The sequence below is a fragment of the Micromonospora okii genome, assembly GCF_020884795.1.
Classification (GTDB): Bacteria; Actinomycetota; Actinomycetes; order Mycobacteriales; family Micromonosporaceae; genus Micromonospora; species Micromonospora okii.
The window spans coordinates 35,888-46,812 of sequence record NZ_BBZF01000030.1; the positions used below are offsets into that span (position 1 = coordinate 35,888).

The following is a 10,925-nucleotide window of genomic DNA, read 5'->3' on the forward strand; positions in this document are numbered from 1 at the left end:
CTGATGTGCCGACATCTGGCGTACGTCGGGCCGCCGGTGAGCCTGCGCACCCTGCTGTACGACCCGCCGCACTCGCTGGCCCGGCAGTCCTGGGCGCCCCGGGACATGCGCGGCGGCGGCACGATCAACGCCGACGGCTTCGGCATCGGCTGGTATCCGCCGGACGGCGGCGAGCCGGTCCGGTACCGGCGCGGCACGCCGATCTGGAGCGACGTCACCCTGCCGGCGCTGGCGGCGGCGACCACCAGCGGCGCGGTGCTGGCCGCCGTCCGGTCGGCCACCGTCGGCATGCCGGTGCTCGACACCGCCGCCGCCCCGTTCGGCGAGGGGCCGTGGCTGTTCAGCCACAACGGGGCGGTGCGCGGCTGGCCGGACGCGGTGGCCGGCCTCGCCGGCCGGCTGCCCGTGCGCGACCTGCTCACCCTCGACGCGCCGACCGACTCCGCGCTGCTCTGGGCCCTGCTGCGGCACCGGCTGCGGGCCGGCGAGGACCCGGCGGGGGCGGTCGCCGAGACGGTGGCGGAGGTGGCGGCGGTGGCCCCCGCGTCCCGGCTCAACCTGCTGCTGACCGACGGGCGGACGGTCGTGGCCAGCGTCGCCGGCCACGCGCTGTCGGTGCGGCAGGTGCCGGGCGGGGTGCTGCTCGCCTCGGAGCCGCACGACGACGACCCCGGCTGGCGGGCCGTGCCGGAGGGGCGGCTGGTGGTGGCCACGGCCGCCGGGGCGCGGATCACGGCCCTGCCCCGCCGGTGAGCGCCGGCCGCCCGCCGGGTTGGGGACACGACACGACTGACGGAGGGGACACCTGATGAGCGCTGAACCGTTGGAGATCTACCTGAGGGAGCGGGACCTCGGCCAGGCCCTGCGCGAGGACGTCCGGGCGGGGCTGACCGCGACGCCGAAGTGGCTGCCGCCCAAGTGGTTCTACGACGCCCGGGGCAGCGAGCTGTTCGAGGAGATAACCCGCCTGCCGGAGTACTACCCGACCCGCGCCGAGCGGTCGGTGCTCGCCGAGCGGGCCGGCGAGATCGCCGAGCTGACCGGGGCGAAGACCCTGATCGAGCTGGGCTCCGGCTCGTCCGAGAAGACCCGCCTGCTGCTGGACGCCCTCACCCGGCGCGGCGGGCTGGGCACCTTCGTGCCGCTGGACGTCTCGGCCAGCGCCCTGCGCGGCTCCACCGCGCGCGTCGCCGCCGACTACCCGGGCCTGCGGGTACGCGGCATCGTCGGCGACTTCACCCGCCACCTCGACCGGCTGCCCGCCGGCGGACGGCGACTGGTGATCTTCCTCGGCGGGACGATCGGCAACCTGGTCCCCGCCGAGCGGGCCGGCTTCCTCGCCGCCCTGCGCGCGGCCCTGGAACCCGGCGACTGGCTGCTGCTCGGCACCGACCTGGTCAAGGACCCGGCCGTCGTCGTCCCCGCCTACGACGACGCCGCCGGGGTGACCGCCGAGTTCAACCGCAACGTGCTGCGCGTGGTCAACCGGGAGCTGGGCGCCGACTTCGACCCGGGGGCGTTCACCCACGTCGCCCGCTGGGACCCGGAGCGGGAGTGGATCGAGATGCGGCTGCGCGCCGAGCGCCCGATGCGGGTCCGGGTGCTCGACCTCGAGGTGGACTTCGCCGCGGGGGAGGAGCTGCGCACGGAGGTGTCGGCGAAGTTCCGCCCCGAGGGCGTCGCGGCCGAGCTGGCCGCCGCCGGCCTCACCGCCCGGAGGTTCTGGACCGACGCCGACAACCTGTTCGGGGTGACCCTGGCCCGCGCGGACTGACCGCCGCCGGTCGCCGGCCCGCGCCCACCTGGGCGGGCGCGGGCCGGTCGGCTATGCTGGCGGCGCGAAGGGGAGTAGCCCCCAATGTCGTGGTCGACACACTGGTGCGTTCCGCACCCGGCCACGCGGCCCCGCCCGTGCGGCGGGGCGGGCGAGACCTTCGACCAGGCTGTGCACATCAGCCGGGTCGAGGGCGCCCCACACACCCCGGCCCGGCTTACGTCGGGAAGGGTGTCATGGAAGGTTTCCTCGTCGCGCTGGCGGTCAGTTTCGGCGTCATCTTCGTCGCCGAGCTGGGCGACAAGTCCCAGTTGATGGCGCTGACGTTCGCCACGCGGTTCCGCACGGTGCCGGTGCTCATCGGCATCACGATCGCCACCGCCGTCGTCCACCTGGCGTCGGTCGCCATCGGGTACGGGCTGGGCGCGACCCTGCCCACGGACTGGATCTCGCTCGTCGCCGGCGTGGCGTTCCTCGGGTTCGGCGCGTGGACGCTGCGCGGGGACAAGCTCACCGAGGAGGAGAAGCAGAAGGCCGAGCGGACCGGCAAGTCCGCCGTCGTGGCCGTCGGCGTGGCGTTCTTCCTCGCCGAGCTGGGTGACAAGACGATGCTCGCCACGATCACCCTGGCCACCCAGTACGGCTGGTTCGGCACCTGGCTCGGCTCCACCCTCGGCATGGTCGCCGCCGACGCCCTGGCGATCCTCGTCGGCCGGCTGCTCGGCCGGCACCTGCCGGAGCGCGCCATCCGGTACGGCGCGGCGGTGCTCTTCGCCATCTGCGGCCTCTGGCTGATCCTCGAGGCCGTCGCCGAACTCACCTGATCCCCGCCGAACCCACCGGATCCCCCCACGTCCCGACTACCCCCGCCCGGGCCGGGTAACGGCCCCGGGTGAGCTGGGACGAGGCCCTGCGCCACGCCGACCAGGTGGCGGTCGCGGTGGTGGAGGTCGCCGGCGCCCTGGTGATCTTCGTCGGCGCACTCTGGGCGGCGCTGCGGTTCGTGGTCGAGGGACTGCGCCACCGCAGCGCCGCCGTCTTCACCCCCATCCGGCTCTCCCTGGGCCGGTTCCTCACCCTCGGGCTGGAGTTCCAGCTCGCGGCGGACATCCTGCGTACCGCGGTGTCCCCGACGTTCGACCAGATCGCCAAGCTCGCGGCGATCGCCGCCATCCGGACGGCCCTCAACTTCTTCCTGCGCCGGGAGATCGCCCACGAGCAGCGCCAGGTGACCCCCGCCGCTCCCGCCCCGGGGCCGGAAGCCCCGCAGGGCGCGCCCCGGTGAGCGCCCGGGCCGCGCCGGTCGTCACCGCCGCCGCGTTCCTCGTCGGCCTCGCGGTGCTGCTGGGCGGCAACTCCTGGCGCCTGGCGCTGCGCGTGCTGCTGGACCTGCTGACCGCAGCGGGCCTGCTCCGCCTCGCCGGCGACCAGGGCTGGGCGCAGGTGGCGGGGGCCGCCGCCGTGGTCGCGTTGCGGGCCGCGCTGTGGCGGGCGCTGTCCGCCCCCGCACCCGTGCCGCGCCCGTTGGCCCGCCCCACGTCACTTCACCGCCCCCGCCGGAGTTGTTCCGAACGCGGCCGCTGATCAGCCCGGATGGCCAATGGTGGCATCGAGGGCTTTTGACCATATTGCGGTATTTTGGAAGTTAAATCCTCTACAGTCGGTTCGGTCGGATTGCGCTGGTGGGGCTGTCGAAGCGAGAGATCGCCCCCTTGGTAGCTGAGGGAGCTGGGGTGCTGTACATGTCGAGCACACGGACCGGACGGGGGCTTCCCCACTGATGGACGTTCGTGATTACCTCCGGGCCGTCCGGCGTAGCTGGTGGGTGGTCCTCCTCTCCGTCATGGCGGCGCTCGGCCTGGCCGCGCTGGTCACCGTCCGGGCCGAACCCCGCTACGAGGCATCGGTGACGTTCTTCGTCACCACCCCCAGCCAGGGGCTCACCGACGCCTACCAGGGCAGCGTCTTCATGCAGCAGCGGGTCAAGTCGTACGCCGACCTGCTGCGCAGCGACCGGCTGGCACGCAGCGTCGTGGCGAAGACCCCGCTCGGGCTCACGGCCGAGGAGGTGCAGTCCCGGGTCACCGCCGCCACCGTCCCCGACACGGTCCTGCTGCGGGGCGTCGTCACCGACACCGACGCGACCCGCGCCCAGCGGCTGACCGAGGCGCTCTCCACCGAGTTCGTCGAGCTGGTCAAGGCGGTCGAGACGACGGGCGAGGGTGGGCGGGCCGCCCCGATCAAGGTCGAGGTGATCAGCGGGCCCCGGGTCGGCTCCACGCCGGTGTCGCCCAACCCGACGCGCAACGTCGCCCTCGGCGCGTTCGCCGGCCTGCTCACCGGAGTCGGCCTGGCGCTGCTGCGGGCCCGGCTGGACACCCGGCTGCGGGACTCCGTCGGCCTCCAGCGGGTCACCGGCAGTCCGCTGCTCGGCGAGATCCCGTTCGACCCCGCCGCCCGTACGGCCCCGCTCATCGTCGGCGAGGCGGCCAGCTCGCCGCGTGCGGAGGCGGTCCGCAAGCTGCGGACGAACCTGCGCTTCGTCGACGTGCACGAGCCGGCCCGGGTGATCGCGGTGACCAGCGCGTTGCAGGGGGAGGGGAAGACCACCCTCTCCTGCAACCTCGCCATCGCGCTGGCCGAGGCCGGGTGGCGGGTCGCGCTGGTCGACGCCGACCTGCGCCGGCCGAAGGTGGCCGAGTACCTGGGCCTGGAGGCCAGCGTGGGGCTCACCGACGTCCTGCTCGGCGACGTCAACGTGGGGGACGTGGTGCAGCGGTGGGGCGACAGGTCCCTGCTCGTGCTGCCCAGCGGCTCGGTGCCGCCCAATCCCAGCGAGCTGCTGGGCTCGAAGGCGATGGCGGACCTGCTGCTGGTGCTGCGGGAGTCGGCGGACATCGTGGTCATCGACACCGCGCCGCTGCGCACCGTCACCGACGGGGTGGTCGTCGCCGTCCAGGCCGACGGGGCCCTGCTCGTCAGCCGGTACGGCCGCACCGACCGCAACCAGGTCGGCGCCGCCGCCCAGGCGTTGCAGTCCGTCTCCGTGCGGCTGCTCGGCTGCGTGCTGAACATGGCCAAGCTCGGGCGCGCCGAGACCTACCAGTACGAGAGCTACCGCGTCGAGGTCCCGATCGTTCCGCCCGCCGCCCCGACGAGCCGGGCAACGGCCGCGCCGACCGCCCGGAACACCGGGTTCGTCGGCACGGCGCAGGGCGTCCCCGACCCGACGCAGGAACTCACCCGGCTGCCTCGATGAGCGCCACCACCGGTGCCAGCGACCGCTCGATCTCCCGCGCGCAGCGCCGGAAGTCCGCCGGCGTGCCGCCGATCGGGTCGGCCAGGTCGTCGTCGGACGCGGCCCCGGGCTGCGACCGCCCCCGGGCGCGGGCCGCCGCCCGCACCGCCGCCCGCAGCGCCCCGCCCCACGCGTCGTCCGGCGCGGACGCCAGGGCGGCGAGGCGACCGAACTGGCGCAGGGTGAACGTGCGGTGCACGGCGACCGGGGTCAGCGAGACGCAGGCCGACCGCTGGCGTCGGCTCGCCGTGAGCACCAGCGCGGCGTCGGCCAGGTGCCCGGCGGTCAGCGCCCGGCTGCGGAACCCCGCCGGGTCCCGGCCGGTCCCGGCGGCCACCTCCGCCGCGTACGGGTGCATGGGGCGGCCGTCCACGGCGCCGAGGCCGGCGCTGGCCACCTCGACCGGCGACCCCGCCAGCAACCGGCCGGCCAGAAACTCGGCCATCGGTGAGCGGCACAGGTTGGCGTGGCAGACGAACAGGATGCGGTCGACCATCTCGGACCCTTCCGGCTTGTCGGACGCGCCGCCGGAATCGTATGCGCGCGACGCCGCGCCTCGGGTCCACGCCGCGCCGGTGGGCGACCGGTGGGGTGGGGGGCCGCGGTGAGGATCGGCATCCTGTCGTACCACTTCCCGCCGGAGCCCGCGTTCGTGCCCGGAAGCCTCGCCGAGGAGCTGGCCGCGCGCGGCCACGAGGTCCGGGTCCTCACCGGCTTCCCGGACCACCCGGTCGGCCACGTCTACCCGGGCTGGCGGCAGCGGTGGCGGTACGACAGCCGCAGCGAGCGGCTCACCGTGCGGCGGGTGCCGCGCTGGACCGGCGGCGACGCCTCCGCGCGCGCCCGGGTGCGGGGCTGGCTCTCCTTCGCCGCCAGCGCCGCGACGATCGGGCGGGGGCACCTCGCCGGCGTGGACGCGCTCTACGTGCACCAGCTCCCCGCGGTGACGTTCGCCGCGTCCGGCCTGCTGCGCCTGCTGGGTGGGGTCCCGACGCTGCTGCACCTCCAGGGCGTGGACCCGGAGCTGGGCGCCTCGGCGGGCCCCTGGGTGACGCGGGCCGCCGCCGCCACCCGGAGGCTCTACGGGCGCGCCGACCTGGTCGCGGTCGCCGCGCCCGGGATGCGTGACCTGGCGGTCACCGCCGGGGCGGACCCGGGCCGGGTGCGCCTGCTGCTGAACTGGACGGAGGAGCGGATCTTCCGCCCGGCCGAGCCGACCCGGGAGGCCCGCCGGTTGGTCCGGGGCGACGGCCGCTGCGTCGTGATGCACGCCGGCACCATCGCCGGCCGGCACGGCCTGGAGAACGCCGTCCGCGCCGCCGCCCCGCTGGGCGGCACGATGGACCTGGTCCTGGTGGGCTCGGGCCCCGACGAGGCGCGGGTCCGCGCGCTCGCCAAGGAGTTGGGCTGCCGCAACGTGCGCTTCGTGCCGCGCCGCTCGCCGCTGGAGATGCCCGACCTGTACGCCGCCGCCGACTACCAGCTCGTGATGCTGCGCGACCGGCCGGAGCTGCGCGGGACGGTTCCCGCCAAGCTCCAGGCGGCGTTCGGTTGCGCCGCGCCGGTGGTGGCCTCGGCCGGCGGGGACACGGTGGAGATCGTGGAGCGGGCCCGGGCCGGGCTCTCCTGCCCGCCGGAGGACTGGGCGACCCTCGCCGACCGCTTCTGGCTGGCCGCCACCATCCCGCCCCCGGCCCGGTTGGAGATGGGGCGGCGCGGCCGGGAGGCGTACCTGCGGGACATGTCGCTGCGCGGCGGCGTGGACCGCGTCGAGCAACTCCTCTACGAGGTGGTCGCCGCCCGGCGGCGGGGCCGCGCGCCGGCCGAGCAGGGCTCACTGACGGGACACGGCGCGTAAAAGCGCCGATAAGGCCACGGACCAGGCGGCCGTCGTGCTAAGAAGTGATGAATCGTCATTTATGTCCTATTTTCGAGCGGAGCGGGTGTGAGCGACAGCGAGAAGCCCCGACGCCGAGGCCGCAGGTCCCGACGGCGCACCCGGGTCCGCGCGCGACGGGCCCTGCTCGCCGGCCTGCTCGTCGCCTCCCTGGTCGTGCTCGGCGGCGGCTGGGTCGGCTTCCGCGGCTGGCAGGCGCGCACGCACCTGGTCAACGCCGCCGGGCTGGCCCGGGAACTCGGCGCCGAGGTGGTGGCCGCCGACGTCGAGCGGGCCCAGCGCACCCTCGCCGCGCTCCAGGAGCAGGCCGCGGCGGCCCGCGACGCCACCGCCGACCCGGGCTGGTGGCTCGGGCAGCGCGCCCCGTACGCCGGGGACGACCTCGCCGCCGTACGCGAGATCGCGGTGGCGATCGACGACCTCGCCCGGGGGGCGTTCCCCACCCTGCTGCGCACCGACCTGTCGACCCTGCTGCCCGGCAAGGAGCGGCTGGACGTCAAACGGCTGCGCGCCGTCGCCGCCGAACTCGCCGAGACCGACCGGGTCGTCCAGCGCACCCGCGCCCGCCTCGACGGCGTCCCCACCGTCGACCTGGTCGGCGAGGTGCGCGAGGCCGTGGTCGACCTGCGCGCCGAGATCGACCGGCTGGCCACCCTGACCCGGGCCGCCGACCAGACCGCCCGCCTGCTGCCCGCCCTGCTCGGCGCCGAGGGGCCGCGCCGCTACCTGATGGTGTCGCAGAACCCGGCGGAACTGCGCGCCACCGGCGGCATGTTCGGCGCGTACGCCACGATCGAGGCGGAGGACGGCCGGCTCCGGATGGGCGCGCAGGGCACCAGCGCCCAACTCGGGCTGTTCGACCCGCCGCTGGAACTCAGGCCCGAGGTGCGCCGCCTCTACACCGACCTGCCGGGCGTCTGGCCGGCCGACGTCAACCTCACACCGCACTTCCCGACCGCCGCCGCCCTGTTCCGCGAGATGTACCGGCGGCGCACGGGCAGCACGGTCGACGGCGTGCTCGCGGTCGACCCGGTGGTGCTGTCGTACCTGCTCAAGGCCACCGGGCCGGTGCCGGTGCCGGGTCACCCCACGCTGGTCGGCGACACGGTGGTGCGGACCCTGCTCTCCGACACCTACCAGCGGATGGAGCCACAGGAGCAGGACGAGTTCTTCGCGGCCTCGGCGGCGACGGTCTTCGGCACCTTCTTCACCCGCGACGTCGACCCGAGGGCGTTCCTGTCGGCCCTCGACCGCGCGATCGGGGAGGGGCGCATCCTGTTCTGGAGCGCCCGCTCCGCCGAGCAGCGGGTCGTCGAGGGCAACCGGCTCGCCGGCTCGCTGCCCGAGCAGGAGGCCGTGCCCACCGTCGGCGTCTTCCTCAACGACGGCAGCGGCGCGAAGCTCGGCTACTACCTGCGCCCGGCGGCGGCGCTGACCGTCGGCGAGTGCCGCCCCGACGCGCGTCGGCACCTGCGGCTGCGGTTCGCGCTCCACTCCACCGCGCCCGAGCGCGGGCTGTCCCCGTCGGTGCTGGGCCTCGGTCTCTCCGGCGACCCGTACACCGCCCGCACCCTCGTCTCGGTGCACAGCCCGGCCGGCGGCGCGGTGCTCGGCACCCGACTCGACGGGCGCACGGTGCCCGTCGGCAGCGGCCTCGAACGCCGCCGGCAGGTCGCCGTCGCCACCGTCGAGGTCCCGCCCGGCGCCACCCGGACCCTCGACGTGGACGTGCTGACCGGCCGGACCGGCAGCGGGGACGTCGACCTGTGGCTCACCCCGACCGCCACCCCCTGGACCACCCACATCAATTCCGCACCACACTGCAACCAGTAGGAGGGAACCCATCATGCGGCTATCCCGCATCTTCATGGCGCTCACGGTCGGCCTCGCCGTCGTGGCCGCGCCGACCGCGGCGGGGGCGGCGCAGCCGCAGCCGCAGCCGACACCGACCGGCTCGCAGCAGCCGCCCTACGTCCCGCAGCCGCCGGTGCTGACGGTGAACCCGTCGACGCTCGTCGTCGGGGAGACGGCCACCCTCACCGGCGCCGGGTTCGGGCCGAACGAGACCGTCGACCACACCGTCACCGTCACGCCGTTGACGGCCGGTCTGCCGGGCCAGGCCCGCCGCAGCGACGGCGGCACCGTCGAGATGACGACCGTGGCGTACCGGGCGGCTGCCCCGTCGCGCTTCACCGCGGTGACCGACCACGAGGGGCGGCACACCGTGACCCACCGGCCCGACACCCCCGGGCGTTACCTGTACACGGCGGTGGGCCGGACCAGCGGCCGCAGCGCGTCGGCCACGCTGACCGTGCTCGCGGCGTCCCAGCCGACGCAGAAGCCGACGCACAGGCCCAGGCCGCCGCACGGGCTGCCCGTGACCGGCGACGACCTGGGCACGCCGCTGGCCGTCGGCGGCGGCCTGCTCGGCGTCGGTGTGGTGCTGACGCTCGCCGGCCTGGCCTGGCGTCGGCGCGGCAGCTTCGGCTTCCGGTCGCCGCGCTGACCCTGCGCCGGCCGGGCAGTGCCCGTGCCGTTGGGTTGGCGGTGCCCCGCCGGAGGACTCCGGCGGGGCACCGCCGCCGTCCGCGCAGGGGGTCAGCGGGCGTCGCGGCGGCCCAGGTGGACGTCGACCAGGGCGGCGACCAGGGCGAGCGCGATGATGCCCGTGGCCAGCAGCAGCGAGTGCCGGAACGCCGTCGACCAGTCGCCGCCGCTGCCCGCCAGCGACGAGAAGAAGACGGACCCGACAGCCGCGATGCCGGCGGCGGAGCCGATGCGCTGCCCGGTCTGGAGCATTCCCGCGCCGCTGCCCGCCGCCGGCACCGGCACCTGCGACAGGGTGAGGGTCTGGTTGGGCGCGATGACCAGGCCACTGCCCAGGCCGGCGGCCAGCAGGGGCGCGGCCGTCAGCAGCGGCACCGAGCCGTGCGGGTCGCCGCGCAGCACGAGCACCACCGCGCCGAGGCCGAGCACCACGACGAGCAGACCCAGGGCGACCAGCGGACGGCCGTACCGGTTGACGATCCGGCCGCCGAGCGCGGACGCGGCGGCCGACCCGAGGGCGAAGGGCGTGATGGCCAGGCCGGCGACCAGCGCGCTGTAGCCGAGGCCGTTCTGCAGGTACAGGGTGAAGATGAAGAAGATGGCGGTGAAGCCGCCGAAGTAGACCAGCGCGATCAGCGAGCCCAGGGTGTACGAGCGGAACCGGAACAGCCTCATGTCGAACAGGGGCGAGCGGCGTCGGGCGTACCGGTGCTCCCAGAGCCCGAAGGCCGCGAGCACGACCAGCCCGGCCGGGATCAGGGCCCACTTCCACGGGCTGTGCCACTGCTCCCGCTGCACCAGCGGCAGCAGCAGCAGGAGGACGCCGACGCCTAGCAGCAGCACCCCGACCGGGTCGAGGCGGTGCCGCTCCGCAGCCCCCGCCGCCCGCGACGGCAGCAGCCGCCAGCCGAGGACCACCGCGGCGACGCCCACCGGGATGTTGACGAAGAAGACCCACCGCCAGCCGTGCTCCTCGCCGCCGGCCTGGATCAGCAGCCCGCCGAGCAGCGGCCCGATCGCGGTGGAGATGCCGATGGTCGCGCCGAGCAGCCCGAACGGCCGGCCGCGCTCCGCCGGCCGGAACAACTGCTGGATCAGGCCGGTGACCTGAGGGTTGACGATCCCGGCGGCGGCGCCCTGGGCCAGCCGCGCCGCGACCAGCCACTCCGGCGAGCGGGCCAGCCCGGCCAGGGCGCTGGTCACGGTGAACAGGGCGATGCCGAGGACGAAGGCGTTGCGCCGCCCCCGGGCGTCGCCGAACCGGCCGGCGGGCACGAGCACCAGGCCGAAGGTGAGCGCGTACCCGGACAGCACCCACTGCAGGTCGCTCGGGCTCGCCCCGAGCGCGCGGTCCATCGACGGCACGGCCACGTTGACGATGCTCACGTCCAGCAGCGTCATGAAGGCGG

Annotated in this window: 11 protein-coding genes; 9 read left to right on the top strand and 2 right to left on the bottom strand. The window is 75.4% G+C overall.

Annotation, left to right across the window (positions count from 1 at the left end; all coding sequences use genetic code 11):
- Nucleotides 1-3 precede the first annotated feature (3 nt).
- The 6 genes from egtC to LPU43_RS27305 all read left to right on the top strand — a co-directional run bounded on the left by egtC (nt 4) and on the right by LPU43_RS27305 (nt 5,033).
- Complete coding sequence (gene egtC, locus LPU43_RS27280; RefSeq protein ID WP_229403415.1) at nt 4-753, top strand: ergothioneine biosynthesis protein EgtC; 750 nt, start codon at nt 4-6, stop codon at nt 751-753.
- A gap of 55 nt (nt 754-808) precedes the next feature.
- A complete protein-coding gene (gene egtD, locus LPU43_RS27285) occupies nt 809-1,774 on the top strand; it encodes an L-histidine N(alpha)-methyltransferase (RefSeq protein ID WP_229403416.1) in 966 nt (321 codons plus the stop codon).
- 236 nt (nt 1,775-2,010) lie between these two features.
- Nucleotides 2,011-2,598 (top strand): TMEM165/GDT1 family protein, encoded by a 588-nt coding sequence (locus tag LPU43_RS27290; protein ID WP_229403417.1) that lies wholly within the window; start codon nt 2,011-2,013, stop codon nt 2,596-2,598.
- A 68-nt stretch (nt 2,599-2,666) separates the two neighbouring features.
- The gene (locus LPU43_RS27295; protein ID WP_229403418.1) at nt 2,667-3,059 is read left to right on the top strand and encodes a DUF1622 domain-containing protein; all 393 of its coding nucleotides are present in this window, start codon (nt 2,667-2,669) and stop codon (nt 3,057-3,059) included.
- Nucleotides 3,056-3,358: a hypothetical protein gene (locus LPU43_RS27300; RefSeq protein ID WP_229403419.1), complete on the top strand. Its 303-nt coding sequence runs from the start codon at nt 3,056-3,058 to the stop codon at nt 3,356-3,358. Before LPU43_RS27295 ends, LPU43_RS27300 begins: the two co-directional genes overlap by 4 nt.
- A gap of 196 nt (nt 3,359-3,554) precedes the next feature.
- Nucleotides 3,555-5,033 carry a tyrosine-protein kinase domain-containing protein gene (locus LPU43_RS27305; RefSeq protein WP_229403420.1) on the top strand — a complete coding sequence of 493 codons (1,479 nt, stop codon included), beginning with the start codon at nt 3,555-3,557 and terminating at the stop codon, nt 5,031-5,033.
- On the opposite strand, the gene LPU43_RS27310 is transcribed toward LPU43_RS27305, so the two are convergent.
- Nucleotides 5,014-5,568: an arsenate reductase/protein-tyrosine-phosphatase family protein gene (locus tag LPU43_RS27310; protein ID WP_229403421.1), complete on the bottom strand. Its 555-nt coding sequence runs from the start codon at nt 5,566-5,568 to the stop codon at nt 5,014-5,016. The genes LPU43_RS27305 and LPU43_RS27310 overlap by 20 nt on opposite strands.
- A 108-nt stretch (nt 5,569-5,676) precedes the next feature.
- On the opposite strand from LPU43_RS27310, the gene LPU43_RS27315 reads away from it, so the two are divergent.
- The 3 genes from LPU43_RS27315 to LPU43_RS27325 all read left to right on the top strand — a co-directional run bounded on the left by LPU43_RS27315 (nt 5,677) and on the right by LPU43_RS27325 (nt 9,475).
- Entirely contained in the window at nt 5,677-6,930 is a 1,254-nt protein-coding gene (locus tag LPU43_RS27315) for a glycosyltransferase family 4 protein (protein ID WP_229403422.1), read from the top strand.
- A gap of 87 nt (nt 6,931-7,017) precedes the next feature.
- Nucleotides 7,018-8,802 (top strand): DUF4012 domain-containing protein, encoded by a 1,785-nt coding sequence (locus LPU43_RS27320; protein ID WP_229403423.1) that lies wholly within the window; start codon nt 7,018-7,020, stop codon nt 8,800-8,802.
- A gap of 13 nt (nt 8,803-8,815) precedes the next feature.
- Nucleotides 8,816-9,475, top strand: coding sequence for a hypothetical protein (locus LPU43_RS27325; protein ID WP_229403424.1), 660 nt, complete (start codon nt 8,816-8,818; stop codon nt 9,473-9,475).
- A 92-nt stretch (nt 9,476-9,567) separates the two neighbouring features.
- Here the strand turns inward: LPU43_RS27325 and LPU43_RS27330 are convergent.
- The coding region (locus tag LPU43_RS27330) for an MFS transporter (protein WP_373321836.1) at nt 9,568-10,925 on the bottom strand (1,358 nt) is incomplete at its 5' end.